18 protein-coding genes are annotated in these 18,884 nt (G+C 58.7%); 13 read left to right on the top strand and 5 right to left on the bottom strand.

What is annotated here, in order from left to right; translation table 11 throughout:
* The first annotated feature begins 204 nt into the window (after positions 1-204).
* The 4 genes from A9Q02_RS06005 to A9Q02_RS05990 all read left to right on the top strand — a co-directional run bounded on the left by A9Q02_RS06005 (position 205) and on the right by A9Q02_RS05990 (position 4,110).
* Positions 205-570, top strand: a complete 366-nt coding sequence (locus A9Q02_RS06005; RefSeq protein ID WP_097651446.1) for a response regulator — start codon at positions 205-207, stop codon at positions 568-570.
* Positions 571-618: 48 nt separating this feature from the next.
* The gene (locus A9Q02_RS06000) at positions 619-2,820 is read left to right on the top strand and encodes a GAF domain-containing protein (RefSeq protein WP_172450706.1); all 2,202 of its coding nucleotides are present in this window, start codon (positions 619-621) and stop codon (positions 2,818-2,820) included.
* 11 nt (positions 2,821-2,831) lie between these two features.
* Entirely contained in the window at positions 2,832-3,464 is a 633-nt protein-coding gene (locus A9Q02_RS05995; protein ID WP_216361453.1) for a response regulator, read from the top strand.
* A 223-nt stretch (positions 3,465-3,687) separates the two neighbouring features.
* The gene (locus A9Q02_RS05990) at positions 3,688-4,110 is read left to right on the top strand and encodes a universal stress protein (RefSeq protein ID WP_172450702.1); all 423 of its coding nucleotides are present in this window, start codon (positions 3,688-3,690) and stop codon (positions 4,108-4,110) included.
* Positions 4,111-4,211: 101 nt separating this feature from the next.
* Here the strand turns inward: A9Q02_RS05990 and A9Q02_RS05985 are convergent, their stop codons facing one another.
* Positions 4,212-5,396, bottom strand: coding sequence for a YbfB/YjiJ family MFS transporter (locus A9Q02_RS05985; RefSeq protein ID WP_172450699.1), 1,185 nt, complete (start codon positions 5,394-5,396; stop codon positions 4,212-4,214).
* A 229-nt stretch (positions 5,397-5,625) separates the two neighbouring features.
* Between A9Q02_RS05985 and A9Q02_RS05980 the strand changes: the two genes are divergently transcribed.
* From A9Q02_RS05980 to A9Q02_RS05955, 7 genes are all read left to right on the top strand, one after another.
* Positions 5,626-7,836, top strand: coding sequence for a DUF5107 domain-containing protein (locus tag A9Q02_RS05980; RefSeq protein WP_097651442.1), 2,211 nt, complete (start codon positions 5,626-5,628; stop codon positions 7,834-7,836).
* The gene (locus A9Q02_RS05975) at positions 7,836-8,774 is read left to right on the top strand and encodes a formimidoylglutamase (protein WP_097651441.1); all 939 of its coding nucleotides are present in this window, start codon (positions 7,836-7,838) and stop codon (positions 8,772-8,774) included. Before A9Q02_RS05980 ends, A9Q02_RS05975 begins: the two co-directional genes overlap by 1 nt.
* Before the next feature lie 876 nt (positions 8,775-9,650).
* A complete protein-coding gene (locus A9Q02_RS05970) occupies positions 9,651-9,851 on the top strand; it encodes an AlbA family DNA-binding domain-containing protein (protein ID WP_097651440.1) in 201 nt (66 codons plus the stop codon).
* A complete protein-coding gene (locus tag A9Q02_RS23605; RefSeq protein WP_172450696.1) occupies positions 9,832-10,002 on the top strand; it encodes a hypothetical protein in 171 nt (56 codons plus the stop codon). The genes A9Q02_RS05970 and A9Q02_RS23605 overlap by 20 nt, the downstream gene beginning before the upstream one ends.
* Positions 10,003-10,076: 74 nt before the next feature.
* Positions 10,077-11,726: a urocanate hydratase gene (hutU, locus tag A9Q02_RS05965; RefSeq protein ID WP_097651439.1), complete on the top strand. Its 1,650-nt coding sequence runs from the start codon at positions 10,077-10,079 to the stop codon at positions 11,724-11,726.
* Between the two features lie 9 nt (positions 11,727-11,735).
* Entirely contained in the window at positions 11,736-12,353 is a 618-nt protein-coding gene (locus A9Q02_RS05960; protein ID WP_097651438.1) for a hypothetical protein, read from the top strand.
* Between the two features lie 105 nt (positions 12,354-12,458).
* On the top strand, positions 12,459-12,746 hold the full coding sequence (locus tag A9Q02_RS05955; RefSeq protein ID WP_097651437.1) for a hypothetical protein: 288 nt from the start codon (positions 12,459-12,461) through the stop codon (positions 12,744-12,746).
* A gap of 316 nt (positions 12,747-13,062) precedes the next feature.
* Here the strand turns inward: A9Q02_RS05955 and A9Q02_RS05950 are convergent, their stop codons facing one another.
* From A9Q02_RS05950 to A9Q02_RS05935, 4 genes are read right to left on the bottom strand one after another with little or no spacing between them, the layout of a single operon-like run.
* Entirely contained in the window at positions 13,063-13,722 is a 660-nt protein-coding gene (locus A9Q02_RS05950) for a YIP1 family protein (RefSeq protein ID WP_097651436.1), read from the bottom strand.
* 15 nt (positions 13,723-13,737) lie between these two features.
* Complete coding sequence (locus tag A9Q02_RS05945; protein WP_097651435.1) at positions 13,738-14,805, bottom strand: hypothetical protein; 1,068 nt, start codon at positions 14,803-14,805, stop codon at positions 13,738-13,740.
* Positions 14,802-15,491 (bottom strand): hypothetical protein, encoded by a 690-nt coding sequence (locus A9Q02_RS05940; RefSeq protein WP_097651434.1) that lies wholly within the window; start codon positions 15,489-15,491, stop codon positions 14,802-14,804. Before A9Q02_RS05940 ends, A9Q02_RS05945 begins: the two co-directional genes overlap by 4 nt.
* Positions 15,492-15,514: 23 nt before the next feature.
* Positions 15,515-16,522 carry an alpha/beta hydrolase gene (locus A9Q02_RS05935; protein ID WP_097651433.1) on the bottom strand — a complete coding sequence of 336 codons (1,008 nt, stop codon included), beginning with the start codon at positions 16,520-16,522 and terminating at the stop codon, positions 15,515-15,517.
* 218 nt (positions 16,523-16,740) lie between these two features.
* Here A9Q02_RS05935 and A9Q02_RS05930 point away from each other — a divergent pair, with 218 nt between their 5' ends.
* Positions 16,741-17,358, top strand: a complete 618-nt coding sequence (locus A9Q02_RS05930; protein ID WP_097651432.1) for a Uma2 family endonuclease — start codon at positions 16,741-16,743, stop codon at positions 17,356-17,358.
* Positions 17,359-17,527: 169 nt separating this feature from the next.
* Positions 17,528-18,826 carry an imidazolonepropionase gene (gene hutI / locus A9Q02_RS05925; protein ID WP_097651431.1) on the top strand — a complete coding sequence of 433 codons (1,299 nt, stop codon included), beginning with the start codon at positions 17,528-17,530 and terminating at the stop codon, positions 18,824-18,826.
* The last annotated feature ends 58 nt before the right edge of the window (positions 18,827-18,884 follow it).

Below are 18,884 nucleotides of genomic sequence, written 5' to 3'. Positions count from 1 at the left end.
CATGCGCCGCTTTCAAAGTGAAAGTATATTAATATGATCAACTTAATCAACAAAAGGGAAATAACTCTTTATTGCAGATGGGTAAAATTACCCTAGTCGACTGACTAGTCTTGCTCCCCGCCTTTGGTCTAACGCACACGCCCTGCATCTGCCTGATGCGCACGATAAGCGTTGGGCGTATGCTACAGGCATGAGGTGGAGCCTATGAATGCCCTCCCAATGCGCCAAATTCTCCTCGCCGACGACCAGGCCAGTGTCCGTGATGCGTTGCGGCTACGTCTTGAGCAAGAACCCAACTTTGCGATTGTGGGCGAAGCAGTCGATGCCACTGGTTTGCTGCTGCTGGTTGCCGAGTGCGCTGCCGAGCTTGTGCTGCTCGATTGGGAACTGCCCGGTCTTCCCGCGATCCATCTTGTCCGGCTGTTGCACGATGAGCAGCCGGGCCTCAAAATTATTGCGATGAGTAGTCGCCCCGAGGCCCATCAGCCAGCTTTGCAGGCTGGGGCTACGGCCTTTCTCAGCAAAGGTGCCCCTCCAGAAGATCTGCTCAAGACTTTGGCCTCATTGTGAGGGTGAATTCCCATTGATCTTCTGTCTCAGGACATGTACCATAGGGGCATGAGTGAGCAGCAGCACATGCTTGAAATCTTCTTCGATCAGATGCCGATGGGCATTGCGCTTCTCGATTGCGACCTGCGCCTGCGCCGGTTCAATCCGACGCTGATCGAATTTGTCCGCCGCTACAGTTCCTTGCCAACGGAACAGGTTAGGCAGGGAACGTCGTTTCTCGATTTGCTGCCGGGCAATGAAGCTTCAGCCCGCGCCATCTTTTTGCGTGCCCTCGCGGGCGAGACCGTCTATCAAGAGGCCTTCCCGTTGACCATCAATGGCCGCGTCTCGTACTGGGACTCGGTCTCGGCTCCGCTCTACCATGAGGCAACGCTTGTTGGGATTGTGCATGTCACGACGAGTGTGACCGAGCGTGTGCTGGCTGAGCACGAGTTGCAGAAGACCCTGGATCGCCTGCGGCATCATGTGACTTTCGAACAGATTATCACAACGCTCTCGAATAGTTTTATCAATAGGCCGCCTGATCAGATTGATCATGGCATTCGACAGGCTCTCCAGACTATTGGCACCTTTACGCAGGCTGATCGCGCCTATATCTTTTTGTACAGTGATGATGCAACGTCGCTCTCGTGCATCCAGGAGTGGTGTGCCGAGGGCATCGAAGCGCAGATCCACCGTTTGCAGGGCCTGTCTACTGCGGACCTTGCCTGGTCAAACCAGCAACTCTTGCAACGTCAGATCCTGCATATTCCCTGGGTTGATCAACTTCCACCTGAGGCAGCCGTTGAACAGCGTGAATTCACCAGCCAGGGGATCAAGTCGTTGCTCGCGGTGCCGATGACCTATCAAGAACGGGTCGTTGGTCTGTTGGGCTTTGATGCAGTACGTCACGAAAAGACCTGGGCCGAGCTTGATATCTCGGTGCTCCATGTTGTTGGCGAGATGCTGATCAACGCGCTCGAGCACAAACGCTCACGGGCGGCTCTCTACGAGGCGAATCGCCTGCTCGAGCAGCGGGTAGCCGAACGCACCTATGAGCTTGAGCAACGCAATCAGGAACTCGAGCGGAGGCGGCAGGTAGCCGAAGGGTTGCGCGAGATCTTGGTGCGGCTGAATGCCGAGCATGCCCTACCGCAATTGCTGGATGCGATTGTTGCGCAGGCCGATCAGTTGCTTGCCAGCGATGCCGTTGCGCTCTATCTGTTGCACGAAGAGCAGCAGACGTTGACGATCCAAGCGTTGCGTGGTGACTTGCCCCCGGAAGTGCGGCAGGTTACATTGCCATCAGGGGTCGGCACGATTGGTCGTGTGGTGGCCTCGCGGCAGATAATGATTGTGCCTGATGTGCGTCAGTTGAATATCCGTACGGTTGAACAGGCACAGGCCGAGTCGCTTGCCGCGATCGAAAGTGTTCTGGTTGATCCTGCGCGTCTTGAGGCGTTGAAAGCTGCGCTGTATCGCTTTCGTGCGGTGCTCGCCTTGCCTCTGGTTGCCCAGGATGTTGCCTATGGCGGGTTGGCCTTTTACTACTGTGAGCCACGTACTTTTACCGACGAAGAGATCAATCTGGCCTCACTCTTTGCTGACCAGGCGGCCCTAGCGTTGCAGAATGCGCGTCTGCGTGATAAAGCCGAACAGATAGCCGTCATGGCCGAACGGAATCGGCTTGCCCGCGAATTGCATGATGCCGTAACCCAGACTCTCTTTTCGGCCAGCCTGATTGCCGATGTGCTGCCCCGGATCTGGGAGCGTGACCCTGTTGTTGGCGAGGCCAAACTGGCTGAATTGCGCGAATTGACGCGCGGCGCACTCGCCGAAATGCGCACCCTCTTGCTCGAATTGCGTCCAGCGACACTGACCGAGAGCAACCTTGATGAACTGCTGCACCAACTTGCCGCAGCCTTCGTCGGACGGTCGCGCTTGCAGATAACCGTTGAAGTTGAAGGTGAAGCAGAGCAGCGACTGCCGCCCGAGATCCAGGTGGCGCTCTACCGTATTGCCCAAGAAGCGCTCAATAATGTGGTTAAACACGCCAGTGCCTCGCATGTTGTTCTGACGCTCACCTTTACGCCTGGGCATGTGGTGCTCACGGTGCAAGACGATGGCCGTGGGTTTGATGCGACCACCGTGAGGAGCCATTCGCTTGGCCTTGGCATTATGCGCGAACGTGCCGCCAAAATTGGGGCGAGGCTCGAGATGACGAGTCGCATCGGTATGGGAACCAGGATCGCCGTTGACGTTCTTACCTGATGGAGGAGCCTATGGAACCAATTCGTGTCATGATCGTTGACGACCATGCGGTTGTCCGCAGTGGCCTCGCCGCTTTTCTGCTCGCCTATAGCGACCTCGAACTGGTCGCCGAGGCTGATAGTGGTCATACCGCGCTTGCGTTGTGCGAGGAGCAGATGCCTGACGTCATCTTGATGGATCTGGTGATGCCTGAGATGGATGGAGCCGCCACCACGCGAGCGATCAAAGCGCGTTATCCCCAGATTCAGGTGGTGGCCCTGACCAGCTTTCGCGAGGATGAACTGGTGCAAGGAGCGTTGCAGGCTGGGGCTATCGGCTACCTGCTCAAAAATATCAGTGCCAATCAACTTGCTGATGCCATTCGCGCCGCACATGCTGGGCGCCCAACGCTTGACCCTGAAGCAACACGGGTGCTTATGGAAGCAGCGCGCAAACCCGCCGAAATCCACTTTGACCTGACGCCCCGCGAACAAGAAGTTCTGGCGTTGGTAACCCATGGCGCGAACAATGGCGAAATTGCCGCCAAATTACGGATCAGCCAGTCAACCGTCAAATATCATGTGAGCAGCATTCTGGCGAAACTTGGAGCCAGCAGCCGCACCGAAGCTGCCATGCTTGCCGTTCAGCACCGGCTTGTGCCGTAAGCGTCTGGATCTGCGTGGCGATCCGCATAGTGCGGTGGGTGAGTATCCGTTTTGGGGGGACGGCATGTTCTTGCATGGGTCTAGACTCTCTTGTAAGCCTGTGCTATCATAGATAATTACAGATTGTGTGTCCCTGTGTGCCACCCCTCCTTGCGCCCTGTTTCTGCCTCCGCAACCACGTTTGTCTCCCATCAACGACTTGATGATACAAAGGAGTCTCATCATGTTCAAGAAGATTCTGCTTGCGACTGACGGTTCGGCCCCTTCCGAGCGTGCGACCGATATTGCGGCCTCACTCGCCTTGCGCTATCATGCCGAAGTTCTGGTCTTGCATGCGTTGACTCGAATCCCTGATTCGCTTGGTGAGCCGAATTATAGTCGGACGCTCAGCCATATGCTTGAGCACGCCCGTTCACTTGTTGCCAATGTCGAGAGCCGCCTCCGCGAGCTTGGGATTGCCTATGTTGACACCGATGTCATCGAGGGCGGTGCCGCCGATGTCATCCTCGATGTGGTGCATACCCGTAATCCTGATTTGCTTGTCATTGGTGCGCGCGGCCTGAGCCAGTGGAAGGGTTTGATGCTTGGGAGTGTGAGCATGGCGGTTACCCATCGTGCGCCTTGCCCGGTGATGGTTGTGAAGTAGGGGCGAGCTTTTGGGTGCCTGCGGCACCCAGGGGTTTTCTTGCGCCGAAACAAGCCAGCGTCGCTAGCTTGTTTCGGCGCAAGAAGCTCCATAGTGGGGCGTCAACGCTTGATCAAGGCGACTAGCGTCGCCAGCCCGAGGGCGCCAGCCGAGAGCATCATGCCGTAGGCAAGGCCACCCGGTAGGTCGGCAATCAGACCGGTGAGCACTGGACCGATCAGTTGACCCAGCGCAAAGAGGGCGACGGCGTGGCCGGTGACGAGCGCCCAGCGTTCAGGTGGTAGCCGTCGTCGGATTTCACTCGTCACCGCAGTCACAATCGAGAGAAATGAGCCGCCAAAGAGCAGCGCTGATAAGGCGTAGCTCCAGGTTTGCGGTGCAAGCAGCGGCAGCAGTGCAGCCAGGGTGAGCATTGACATAATGATTGCCTGGCCGTGGCGCGGTCCAAGCTTGCCGATCACCGGTACCCAGAGCGCCCCTCCCGCGATGGCAGCGAGACCCAGGCCACCCCAGAACCACTGCACGAGTGCGGGGGCGGCTCCTTGGGCCTGCATAAAGGCGATAATAAAGGTCATGTAGCCAATATAGCCGATGCCATAGATGAAAAAGGAGAGCATGAGCGGCCAGATAGATCCGTAGTCGCTCGCGACCGGGCGTGCCCGTCCAGGAGCCATGCCACTCGCCCGGGCATGGGCTTCGGCGGTGCGCAAAAATGGTTCCATCAAGACCAGGGCAAGCAGCCCGATAAGCCCCATCCCAAGCCAGATGGTGCGCCATCCGTCCTGTTGCAGGCTTGCGAGCAGCGGTGGTACCGCTAGCCCTGAAATGGCAATGCCAATTCCTGGCCCACTGTAGTAGAGGCCAAGTGGTGGGCGTCCTCCTGTGCCACTGCGGTTCATCACCACGGTGGCCCCGCCGACATAGATGAGGCCGCCCCCGATCCCAGTCAGAATGCGTAGCGCTAGGAGGGCGGGAAAGAGACTGAGCAACCCGGTCAGCAACAGGCTAAGGCTGGTGAGAACGAGGGCAATGCGCACTGTGAGCGGTGCGCCCCAACGGGCGACGGCGAGCCCGACGAGCATCGTACCTGCAAGGTAGCCGATGGCGTTGGCGCTGCCAATCAACCCTGCCTGGGCATAGCTCCAGTTGAGATCGGTGCGCATTGGCTCAAGCAAGAGTGCATACGCAAAGCGACCAAACCCGAGGGCAACGGCCCCTCCCAGGCTCAAAACAAGTGCGGCAACGATGATCTGGCGATCGCTGGTAGAAGATGAATTGGTTTGCATCAGTCTATTATACGGGTGATTGAGGAGGCCTACGGCCTCCTCAATCACCCGTATAAGGTTGATCGGCGTGCAGGAGGATTTGCTTATATAATGATACAACTGCTGTGACGTAGTGGAGACGCACATGGCGCTCGAAACATCCAGGTTGCCGGCAAGATTTCAACGCATAGGCCACATTGCCTTGCTGCTGTTGTTGATGGCACAGTTTGTTGTGCCAAAAGAGTAAACTATGAAAACAAATCGGATTTCACTTGCGCAACGTGCTTCTCTGGTCAGTCTGCTGCTGCTGTGTGCGCTGCTGCTTGCGCTGCTTCCCCCGGTTGCCCAGGCACAAACGGTTGCGCCCGATGGGTTTGCTGATCCGGCTTTTCGCCAGATCTGGACGCGGGCTGATGCGCTGGTGGCCGCCGGTAGCGCGGGCCGTTCGTGGGTCTGGGGTGAGTTGCCCGGTTCGCGTCGCTATGAGCGTTTCGACCAGGCTCCCGGCGGGGTGCGCCTCGTGCAGTATGTTGATAAGGCGCGTATGGAGATCAATGATCCTGCCGGTGATCGCACTTCGCCATGGTTTGTGACCGGCGGGTTGCTGGTGGTCGAGATGATTGTTGGGCGTTTGCAGGTGGGCGCGACGACGTTTGTGAATCGCGAGGCGGCGGCCATTCCGGTCGCCGGCGATCCTGTAGGCAATCCTGACGCTCCGACGTATGCGATGCTCGCTCCGCTGGCGGCGCTTGATGGGGGTAATCGGGTGCCCTCACGTGTCGGCCAGCGCGTCAGTGCGACCTTTGGGCCAGCCGGGATGGGTGAGAATCCCGCGTTTGCGCGCCCCGAGACGACGATTGTGCGTTATGAGCCGGTGACGGGGCGCAATGTGCCGATGGTGTTTCAGCAGTTTATGGAGCAGCGCGGGCCGGTGTTGGTCAATGGCCGGGTGGTGCGCGAGCAGGTTGTTGATCCGCTCTTTGTCTTTGGCTACCCGATTACCGAGCCGTACTGGGCGACGGTGACGGTTGCCGGGCAACAAGTGCCGGTGCTCTTCCAGGCGTTTGAACGCCGTCTCTTGACCTATAATCCGGCTAATCCTGATCCCTGGAAGGTTGAGATGGGCAATGTGGGCCAGCATTATCTGGGCTGGCGTCACGGCCACACGTTGCACTATGCGCGCCCGGTGCCCGCCGAGCCCCTGGCGGTACGCGAGACGACGCTGACGATCCCGACCTACGATCTCGCCCCGGCTCTGCGCCCGACCCAACCCGGTGATGCGATCTATCCGTATGACCGCCTTGAACCAGCCCTGGTTGGCCCGCCGCAGCCCCGTGAGTACCGTGCGCTTGTGGTCGAGAACCGCTTCCTCACGCTCACCTTTCTCCCCGAACTCGGTGGACGCCTGGTGCAGGCCGTTGATCGCACTACCGGACGCCGGATCTTCTACCAGAATCAGGTGATCAAGCCGAGTCCGTTTGGACAGCGTGGCTGGTGGCTTGGCGTGGGCGGCCTCGAGTGGGCCGTGCCAACCGAGGAGCATGGCTATCTGGAGAATCTTCCGTGGGCGATGCAGGTGATCCGTGAGGGCGACCGGGTCGACGTGATCGCGACGACGACCGAGCGCCAACGTGGGTTTGAGGTGCTGGGTACGGTGACGCTCCGTGCCGACGAGGCGCGTTTTGCGGTGCGCCTTGAGGCCCGTAACCCGACGACGACGGCGCAACCGCTGCAGATGTGGACCAATGCGATCCTGAGCCCTGCTGGTGATAATCAGGTTGGGCCGGGGATGCGTTTTATCGTGCCTACCGATGAACTGATTGTCCATGCGACGTTCGATCAGGCGTTGCCTGCCCCACGCCAGCGTTTTCCGTGGCCTTACCAGGCTGGCCGCGATCTGCGCAACCCCACCAATTGGACGGGCTATATTGGTGCGTTTACGCCGACGCCGGTGTCTTTTATCGGGGCCTATGATGTCGAGGCCGAGTATGGGGCAGTGGTGAGTCATGGGGAAGGCACGGTTGGCGGCAAGATCTTTGGCTTTGGGCCGAGTGTCGAGCCAGGACTGTATACGGATGATGGCAGCGCCTATGTCGAAGTATGGAGCGGCGCGCAACCGACCTTTTGGGACGACCCGCTGCTTGCGCCGGGGGCATCCCGTGCGATCGCGACCACTTGGCAACCAGTCTGGCAGATGGGACTGCCGGCCACGGCATCACCCGAAGGCACGGTTGGTCTAGAGCGACGCGACGATGGTGGTCTGACGGTGACGCTGGCGACGCCGCAACGCCTTGCCAATGCAACTGTTGTCGTCAGCCTCGATGAGCGCGAAGTCTTCCGCAGTGCGCCCATTGAATTGCGCCCTGATCTGCCCTTCGTGATTGAGTTGCCCCCAGGTTCGACTGGGGTAGTGGGCGTTGCCGCTGCGGGACGCTTCTGGCAGGCGCGGGAGGTGCCCTGATGCCAAAGCTTGATCTGGAACGGCTGGTACCTGTTGCTGGGGAGCTCTTTTTCTCCCGTAACGACACGAACGATGTGCGTCTGGGCGACGTGGTGCAACGGGGGATCGCGGCGTATGCCGATGCGTCGGTGGTGATCCTCGGGTTTCCCGAGGATGAAGGGGTGCGCCGCAACGGCGGACGCCCGGGCGCAGCCGATGCACCTGCGGCGATCCGGCGCTGCCTCTATCGCATGGGCAGCGCCGGGCTCACCGAGCTTGCGCTGGTTGACCTGGGCGATACTCCGCCAGCGCCAACGCTTGAAGAGCGGCACGACCTGCATATGGCGGTGGTAGCGCAGATCATCGCCGACGGTAAACGGCTGCTTGTGCTTGGCGGCGGCAACGATGTGGCCTATCCCGACTATGCCGGATTAACGGCGGCAGCCGGGCCGGCGTTGGCGTTCAACCTTGACGCGCACTACGATGTACGGGCCGACACCCCGCGCAACAGCGGCACACCCTATCGCCAGTTGATCGGCGAAGGCCGCCTCGCGCCGACCAACTATCACGTCATTGGTGCCCAGCCCTTTGCCAATTCACCCGTCTACACCGCCTTTCTGGAGAAGTGTGGCGCCCAGGTCACGACCTTGCAAATGGCGCGCTCCAGGGGTGTCACCGCGACCGTCGAACACATCACCACGGAGAGTAGCGCAACCACGATCTTCTGGGGCTTTGACATGGATGTCGTCAACGCCGCCGAAGCCCCCGGTGTCAGTGCGCCCAACCCACTTGGCATGCGCGGCGACGAATTCTGCGCCCTCGCCGAACTCGCCGGACGCGACCGGCGCACCCGCCTGATCGAACTGAGCGAAGTCTGCCCGCCGTACGACCTTGACCTGCGCACCTGCCGCCTAGCCGCCGCCATGCTCTGGTATGCGTTGCAGGGCTTTGCCGGATGATTTGACGCAAAGGCGCAAAGGCGCAAAGGGTTACGTAGTGCCGACTTCAGTCGGCTGAGCCGGAAGCCGACTGAAACGCTTGGTGTGAGTTCTCGTACACGGTTTTGCATCAGGATGCGGTACACGCGTAGCCTCCGCATCGCAATCGGGCGACATATGCATTTTTCGGCGGCGTCCCAGTGCGGCAAAAACGATCTCACACCAAGCGTTGAAGTCGGCACTACCGTCGAGTGCAACGCTGATCCGGCCCTTCTGAAACCATGCCTAAGGCCAATACTTTTCAAATAAGCTCACGCGAAGACGCGAAGACGCGAAGGGTTACGCTCACCTACGCAAAAACCTTTGCGCCTTTGCGTCAAAATAGCCGCCTTATTTGCAAGGTATTGTGCCTAAGGCATGTGTCAAACGAGCTTGACAGTTCGCAGCGAAGGTAGCACCGGCTTCCAGCCGGTCAGGAAGACCCACTGGCTGGAAGCCGGTGCTACCAAACGGTCAAACTGGAAGGCCCGATTCTGAAACTATGCGTAATCTGCGGACGATCAGGAGGACTTTGCAAGATACTGCTGGCAAACTCCCCATGAGCGCCTTGCTCTCACAGAGCCAGTATCCCGCTACAGGGCGAACGCGCATTTTTGCGGAGGTTGGCTGTGGCGGCTTCGCCCGCTGGCTGAGGACGTACACAACGCGATTTTTCGACATCCGACGAGCCAAAAAGCGTAGCGCGGCGCTGAGTCGAGGTTTGCCAGCAGTATCTTTGCAACAGCCCTATACGTAGACGGCATGGGTTGGCACGCTTCGCTAAGGCGTGGTACCATGTGCTCGTCCTATTTCCTATTTCCTACTCTTTGCTCATGCGATCACCTTGAGGTGTCAAAAATGGCGCATTATTCTGATCAGGAACTCATCATGATGCTTACTGATCTCGAGTCTGATCTTGTTGAGCGCAAAGAAACGCTTCGTGGTGACGCTCCGACAACGGTGCGACAGGCTATTTGTGCGTTTGCCAATGACTTACCTGGTTATGGCCGTGCAGGAGTCATCTTTATTGGTGCCAGAGATGATGGAACCACTGCTTGATACTCAACCAATGATGTCAGCGACGCTTGCCGATCTCGATCAGCGCTTGTTTGAACAGCGCTATCTGCCGTCCGCTTTTGCACCAGACGTGCTGGAAGCAAATGAGCGTACATTAGCGCAACGGCTCGCTGCTACGAAAATTATTCCCTAAACTTGAGTTCAAGCTTCAGGCGACGTTTGTGACGGCTCTGATGCGAGTTGGATCATGATGAAAGAGGGACAACGATGACCCGAATGATGCGCGCACCGCGTGGGCTTGCCTTGAGTTGTAAGAACTGGCAGATCGAGGCTGTCTATCGGATGTTGCAGAATAATCTTGACCCCGAGGTGGCCTTTGATCCCGATAATCTGATTGTGTATGGTGGTCGGGGGCGGGCTGCGCGTAATTGGGCAAGCCTTGAGGCGATTCTGGCGACGTTGCGCCGCCTTGAGCCCGATGAGACGTTGCTGGTGCAATCGGGCAAACCGGTCGTTGTCTTTCGCACCCACACTGATGCGCCACGGGTGCTGATTGCCAATTCTAATCTGGTGCCGGCCTGGGCGACCCAGGCGAATTTCGAGCGCTGGGAGCAGGCCGGGCTGACGATGTATGGTCAGATGACCGCCGGGAGCTGGATTTACATCGGGACGCAGGGCATTTTGCAGGGTACCTACGAGACCTTTGGCGCGTTGGCGCTGGCGCAGGGCTGGCCGAGTCTGCGGGGCAAGCTGGTGATCACGGCTGGCCTTGGCGAGATGGGCGGCGCACAGGCTCAGGCCGTCACCTTCAATGAAGGCGTCGCGCTGCTGGTTGACGTTGATCCGTGGCGCATCGAACGCCGCCTGGCACTCCGCCAGCTTGATCGCGCCACCGACAATCTCGAAGAGGCGATGACCTGGGTGGAAGAGGCCCGCGCTCAGGGGTTGCCCTTGTCGGTGGGCCTGATCGCCAATGCCGCCGAAGCGCTGCCCGAGCTCCTGGCCTGTGGCGTCACGCCCGACATTGCGACTGATCAGACGAGTGCGCACGATGTTCGTTACGGCTATATTCCGGCTGGGTTGAGTCTGGAGGAGGCCGCCACTCTGCGCGATGCTGATCCGGTTGAGTATGACCGGCGGGCGATGGACTCGATGGCACGCCATGTTGAGACGCTGCTTGCGTGGCGCGATCAGGGCGTGATTGTCTTTGACTATGGCAACAATCTGCGTCAGCGCGCCTTTGACGCCGGGGTCGCCGAGGCCTTCAGTTACCCCGGTTTTGTGCCAGCCTACATCCGCCCGCTCTTCTGCGAAGGCAAAGGCCCCTTCCGTTGGGTGGCGCTCTCGGGCGACCCCGAAGACATCTACGTTACTGACCAGGCGATCATGGAACTCTTCCCCGAGAACGACCACCTGCGGCGCTGGCTCACCCTGGCCCGCGAGCACGTCGCGTTTCAGGGGTTGCCGGCGCGGATCTGCTGGCTCGGCTACGGCGAACGGGCGCGGGCGGGCTTGCGCTTCAACGAACTCGTTGCTAGCGGTGCCGTCAAAGCGCCCATCGTCATCGGGCGCGACCATCTTGATGCCGGCTCGGTCGCCAGCCCCAACCGCGAGACCGAAGCGATGCGTGATGGCTCCGACGCCATCGCCGACTGGCCGCTGCTCAACCTGATGATCAACGCCGTTGGCGGCGCAACCTGGGTCAGCCTGCACCACGGTGGCGGCGTTGGCATTGGCTACAGCATCCACGCCGGCCAGGTCATTGTCGCCGACGGCACCCCCGAAGCGGCGCGCCGCCTTGAACGCGTGCTCACCAGCGACCCGGGGATGGGCGTCGTCCGCCACGCCGACGCCGGCTACGACGAAGCGATCGCCTTTGCGCGAACGCATGGCCTTGATATGCCAATGTTGCCATAGGGATACGCCATGCTGACGGACAAACAGCTTGAGGCACGCCGTAATCTGCAGCGCTGGTTGCCCTGGATGGGCCTGATCCTGCTGGTCGTCGGCCTCTACGTCTCGGCTTTTCTGATCCCCGATCTGGTGGAGACAGCCGCAGGGCCGCAACAACTCACGCTGGACGAAGCGGCGAACGTCGCAAGCGCCACGCGAACGTATGCCCGGATTGAAGAAGGGGCGTGGGATTGCGAAACCCTGCAGCAAGTCCAGGGGCTTTCCGCTACCTCGATCCGCTACGGCTTTGGCCCCTTGAATGAACGGGAAGAGACCAAATACACCGAAGTCTTTTTCACCGACAACGCACGCGACGTCGTCGTCTTTGTTACCTTATCGGGCGACGTGCAATGCGACGATCTGACTCGCCAATGGCCGACAGGCTACCTGTATATGATGAATGACGGAACCCGGCAGGCGCTGACGAACGAGGCCCGGCTGGCGCGCTATTTCACCACCGACACCTTCCTCGAGTTTTGTGGCTACTGTGGACGCCAGAACTCACTCATCGGGGCAGGCTTTGGCGTAGTCTTCACGGTTGCAGGCATGGCGATGCTGTTCGTCTGGTGGCGGTGGCGTCAGCAGGGATGATCTGGGGGCTCTCAGGTAGCGAGGTTTTGCGGGATGGCGTCCCAATGCGCTTTTTCCCCACCCCCCCGGCTTTTGGGGGTAGGTTTTTCATATGACGTGCGGGTCATGACCATTTCTGCTACGATTGTGGGCACAAACACCGATCGTGGAGAGATGCCAGCCGAAGGCGACGAGGCAACCGACCTCGGCGATCGGACGGATCTGCACGCCTTGTTGGGAATCACGCCGACCGGACGCCCCCGCTGCCTCCGGCGCTTTCGCCCGGGGTGGATCGTCCTCCTGGGGCGGGCATTGAACCACCCCGCCGCGCTCGCCGTGTCACCCCGAGCGGAGCGAGGGGTCTTGCCGATCCGTGCAGCTTCCTTACTGCGCCTACGGCTCCGTTCGGAATGACCGCGAAGGTGTTGCGATCCGACCATCCATGAGGTTTGTTGCTTAGACAAGGTTTCAGAAAGAGCCTTTGAGTATGGCAGTTGTAGTGCCGACTTTAGTCGGCCTCAGCCGACTAAAGTCGGCACTACTACGTAGGGCGCAAACTGTCAAGTGCCTACGAACCTTGTCTTAGGAGCGTAGCGAAGCATCGCAGGCCATGTGGTACTCAGGGTGACAAGGTGCCATACGTAACGATGCTTTTGCTACTACGTCGGGATGAAGCAGCTCCTGCTCATGATGACGGTGCCGCTTTGAGCTTGCGCCAGGGGCGGGTGCTTCACCCCTGCTGGCTAATCACGAGAAAGGCTAGGGCAAATAGGCCGCAGAAAAACATAAAAAACAACGTCGTTGGCACGAGAACAACAACCAGCGCCCGCATCGGCGGCAGATTCAGCCCTGCCTGCACGCTCAGAAAGGTCAGGTAAAAGCCGTAAAAAGAGACAAAGACAACCACCGGCGCGGTGAGACACGAGAACAGGCTGATCGAGAAGACGTTGAGCGTGGCTGACACGACTGAAATCGGCACCCAGAAAAGAGCGACATCATATGCCAGTTCGCCATACGTGCCGCTCCCACCTAGCGCCTTGCCAAGCAGAAAAACAATCGTTAAATAGGTCATAAAACCGATCAGCGTCCCCAACGCATTGGACAAAATAGGGGTATGCGTTTCGGCGGGAAACATAAACTCGGCGATCGGCAGATCCTGACCGATCGCCTGGCCAAAATTCGTGAACTCAGCGGCGATCGCGTCTAGTTGCGCATCCATAAAAGGGCGGTGCAGATAAAATGATGCGATCCCCAGCAAGGCCGTCAACAGTGCGCCTAGCGACACATAGGCCAGCGCCCAGCGCAAACTATTGCGCTCGTGAGCCTCGAAGGTGGTCACTGACGGGCGCAGCAGAATGGCAATGCTGCTGCGGAGCATGGTCATGAGCATCGTGTTACCTTCATCTCATTGTTCTACCGAGGGCGAACGCGAGCCGACCCGAAACTCTTCAATCAATGTTGTTGCAAGCTCAATCGTATAGTCCAGATAGCTCTGCCCATCGGGCAAAAAACTCTGATCATCGAAATAGCTTGCCGAGCCAGAGTGGGTCATCGGGCCAGTAGAGAAGCGGCGCAATTTTCCTGAGGCAACAGCCTTATTCCAGCGTGAGTTGCGGGCAATCGGCCAGCGACGCGGAAACAGGTAATCGCCGAGGCGCTGCACACTGTCCAGGTCCCCCTCCAGATGGATAATCTGGTCGGCGAGCGCAATGCTGTAGCTATCAGACATCACACCGCCCATCGAGATCACCTGCAATGGGGCTTGAATCGCTGGCTTGAGGTACTGGGCTGAGCCTAAGACGACTTGGCCGCCGCCACTGTAGCCATACAAGGTAACAGGACGCCCATCACCTGGTTGATAGCCCGCCTCGAGCAAGGATTGCATAATCGTGCTGGCAGTGCCATAGTTGAAGACCGGGCCATAGCGTTGGTCAGCCGAAACCGCTACATGCAGCAGATTGCGAAAGTTGATCAGCCCGCCAAGCGAACGCATCCGTGTACTGCCCGCACGAGCCTGCTGAATAGAATCCCAGAACCGCCCGAAGCGACTCTCTTCAGTGAGGCCAACATTGTTCACTGAAAAAGCAAAAATATTATGGATCACATGCGTATGCGGCAACGCCTCTTTCAGCCGATTGACGAAGTCCCATTCTAAATCGCCCAGGTATTCGCCCGAGACATCGCCGATCCCCGAGAGATAGACCAGGAAGTGTTCTGGCTTCGTGGCAGTATCGCTAGGTTGTGGCCGCGCATGCACCGATGGGCGGGCTGGTTTGGGTTGGGGGGCGAGGTGTTCCTCGCGAATCCGTGCCGACTCAGCGCCTCCGGCCCACCAACCCAAGATGCTTAACGGCACCATCAACCCTGCAAGCAGGACGACGAAGATCATCAGACTGACCAGAAATAGGAGCTCTAGGCCAAAGATCTGGATGAAGTTGATCATCAACTGCAAGGTATAGACAAACAAGGTCACGATGCTTCCTCCGCAGACGTGCTGGTCTGGTCACTGAGGCCTAGTGGCATTGGCGGCACAATATCGCGCAGTTGATAGTGGACATCCCGTCCTGAAATGACGCGCAGCAACCAGCGACTCAGCGCCGTTGTTGGCCTGGTGGTAAGCCAGCGCAACAATTGCAAAATCACCCACCCGCCAACCACCATGATTGCCGCTTCCCCCAGCGGCACATCCAGGCCAATGCTGATGCTGAAAATCGCCAGGATCAGGCTGATGACCTGAAGCAAGATCAACAGGCCTGGGCCAAGGTAGGGAACGAAGGCAAGGAAGGCAAAGAGCAGCGGCAGATAGGCGAGCCCCACGGCTTGAATGGCATACGAAAGTGGCTGCGGATTGTCGAAGAACAGCGCACTCATCTCGCGAATGGTAAACGCCCAGATGACGGCCCCAAAGACAAACAGGATGCTGGTGATCAGCAGGTTCAGAAAGAAGGGACGTCGCCCGATGCGATTGAGAAACAGCATCACCGCACGTGTTCCATACGCCTCGGAGAGCCCGGCCAGGAAAAAGATGCCAAAGGCAACATGCAAACCCACATACGAGTGGATCAGTTCGAGCAGGCTGCCATTGAGATGTTCAAGCTGGAACAACAAGGTCCAGAGCGACAGGAAGGCTTGAAAGAGTGGTCTTAGATCAAATGGCATAATGGTACACCTGAAACATGCCTTTATGCTTCAAGATACTGTGTCAAAAGCGGATAGACATAATCTATACGTGCTGTTGGCTGATGCGGGTCAATCATATCGTGGGCCAGGTTATCATCGGCACTGAAGGAAAATGGAATCACCCGCTGATGAGCGTCTGCTTGCCAGTTCCGGGTCAGTTGATCGATCAACTGACGATTAACGACTGTATCGGCATCATTCGTCACGACGATTACCTCGCCTGAAGCGGGCGGGCGTCGACGCGACTCGCGCAAAACGTATTCGCCTACGAGCATCATCACCCCAAAGCTCCGCAAGGCTTTGCGGATATAGTTATACTCGGGTTTACGGGCTGCTTCTTCCGGCTTGTCGTCAACCATAATATTGGGTATGCGCAAGAGGGTGTTGCGGATCACCGCTTGGCGAAGCAGGGGCAACGTACTAATGCCCAGGAACGGGGCGATCATCATCGTCCGTGCAACCTCAGACCGTTCTTGTGCGATCCATGCGGCCACCGTGCCCCCCGCCGAGAGCCCCAGCACGATGACACGCTTGCCCAGGCCGCAAGCAATGTCTACCACCTCGTCGCCAAAGGCCACCAGTTCGGCTGGCTGCAAACGCCCAAGTTCTGCCGTACGCCGATCGGCCATGCCATTCCGTGGCAGCCGAGGAATCAGCACCGTATGACCACGTTGGTGCAATTGTTCGCCAAACACGTTGAATTGCACGGGGCAACTGGTCATGCCATGCAACAGCACAACCACTGACTCAGTTGGGGCACCGTGATCAAGCAAGCGCGAACCGCACTGCGCATTGACCTCTGGCCCATCTAGCGCAGCCAGGGCCACAAAGCGTTCGCAGGCCTCGGCGTAGCTGGTGCTGGGCCTGCCACGTGTACGCAAATGCCCTGTGCGTGGTGGCATTGCCAAGACTGCCGCTGTACCAAACAGGACGGCTAGACTGATGGTGCGCGGGGTAAGCATACGTGCAAACAAGCCTGATCTTTGCTCAGGGTTTGGGTGTTTCATCATATGTGTACTTCTTGTTGCTGAACTCTGTCGAGCAAGTATAGCATGGTGTTGTGTCAAAATCGTGTCAGTTTTTGTTTCTTAGGAGCGCAGCAAAGGGGCTTCGTCTATGGAACGCGAAGCCGGCCTTCGCCATCCCCACCAGAATAGGTGCGTTGCGTGCAGGTGGGTTGATTCGGTATACTGTGTGCAGATACTCGCCTCACGCCGAGGGTAGCGCTATGACGACTGATGCGTCCACAAGTGACCTGCGCATAGTTCGTGCCGTTGATGGGCTCGATCTTGCCCTGGAACCTCTCCAGGGTTTGTGGAGTGTCGAGCAATACTTCAAGCTGACGAACCAGACCAATCACCTCATCGAGTTTACGGATGGCGTTATCGAGGTGCTTCCGATGCCGACACGCGATCATCAAATTATCCTTGCCTTCCTGTATGAATTGCTGGTACTGCTGCTCCGTCCACAAGGAGGCAAAGTGCTCTTCGCACCACTCCGGGTTCAGCTGCGTCCGGGCAAGTTTCGTGAACCAGATCTGGTGGTTCTGCTTGATGCCCAGGATCCCCGCAATCAGAATGACGCTTGGCTTGGCGCTGATCTGGTGATCGAAATCGTCAGCCCTGACCGTCCGACTCGTGATACCGACGAAAAGCCGCTCGATTATGCCGAGGCGGGCTTCCTCGAATACTGGATTGTCAATCCGCTCACCGCTACCATCATCGTGCTGGTTCTTGATGACGCGGCTTACGTCACCTACGGCGTCTTCGCACGGGGCGAGCGTGCTCGCTCGAAGCTTATTGATGATTTCAGTGTGTCTGTCGATGAGGTATTTGATGCAACATAGGGCTGGGATGGTTGCCAGCGAAGCACCGACTTTTGAGAGGCTGTCTGAAAAGGGTGTCAGTATCGTTCGCCACCACGTGATGCACCCTTGGAGTGCCGGCTTTAGCCGGCTAAAGCCGGCACTCCGAAGCAAACCGTCACCTTTTCAGACAGCCTTTGAGGAACGCTAGATGCAAGCCATTGATCTCTTGATTCATCGTGCCGCTCAGTTGATCACATGTGCGTCGCCCGCTGGCCCGAAACGCGGCGCTGCGTTGCGTGAGCTTGGTCTGCTCGCCGATGGCGCGGTGGCAGTGCAGGGCTCAACCATCGTGGCGGTTGGCCCTTCGGAAGATCTGCGCCGTGCCTATGCTGCCGTCACTGAAATTGATGCCCACGGCAAGGTCGTGTGCCCCGGGTTTGTTGATCCACATACGCATGTGGTGTATGCGGGTCATCGGCTGGACGAATTTGAATTGCGGATCGGCGGGGCAACCTATCAGGAGATCATGGCCGCCGGGGGCGGGATCGCCAGTACCGCCCGGGCCACTGCTGCTGCCTCGGTTGACCAGCTTGTTGCCGCGACGCGGCCTCGCCTCGACCAGATGCTGCGCCTGGGCACTACCACCGCCGAGGCCAAGACGGGCTATGGCCTAACGACCACTGCCGAGTTGCGTCAGCTTGAGGCAACCGCACTACTTGATCAGAGCCACCCGCTTGATCTGGTACCGACCTTTCTTGGGGCGCATGCGGTGCCCGCCGACTATGCAGGGCGTACCGAGGCCTATCTCGATCTGGTGATCAACGAAATGTTGCCCGCCGCCGTGGCGTGGTATCGCCAGTCCCACTTTGCCGTAGCAGAGGTGCCACTCTTTGTTGACGTCTTCTGCGAACAGGGTGCGTTTGATGTAGCTCAATCACGACGGATGCTCGCAGCCGCAGCGGCCCTGGGTCTGCCGCTCAAAGCCCATGTTGACGAGTTCACTGAACTGGGTGGGCTAGCAATGGCGCTTGCGATGGGCTGCGTCTCGGTGGATCATCTTGATGTGACGGGGGCGGCAGGCATCGCCCAGCTTGCCGCTAGCCCGGCCATTGGCGTCTTGATTCCGGCGGTGACGCTCAACCTCGGCGGCACCCACTATGCCGCAGCGCGCGCAATGATCGACGCCGGGGCCGCCATTGCGCTGACCACCGACATCAACCCCGGTTCGGCCCCGTGCCCCTCGTTGCCGCTCGTCATGGCGCTCGCCTGCCGCTACCAGCGCCTGCTACCGGGTGAAGCACTCAACGCCTGCACCATTAACGCCGCCCACGCGCTTGGCCTCGGCGCACGCATCGGCTCCATCGAAGTGGGCAAACAGGCCGACTTGCTGCTGCTCGATATCGACGACTACCGCTACCTGGCCTACGAATTTGGCGGCAATCCGGTTGATCAGGTGATCAAAAAGGGCGTCATCTACAGCCATCCGGGACAAGAGCGCACGCAATAGTCTGTGAATTAAGTTTTCCGACCTTCCTGGGAGCGAGGGCGTCTCGCCCTCGCTCCCA

The organism is Candidatus Chloroploca asiatica, from assembly GCF_002532075.1.
In the GTDB taxonomy this organism is placed as follows: Bacteria; Chloroflexota; Chloroflexia; order Chloroflexales; family Chloroflexaceae; genus Chloroploca; species Chloroploca asiatica.
This window is presented reverse-complemented; position numbering and strand designations above follow the sequence as displayed.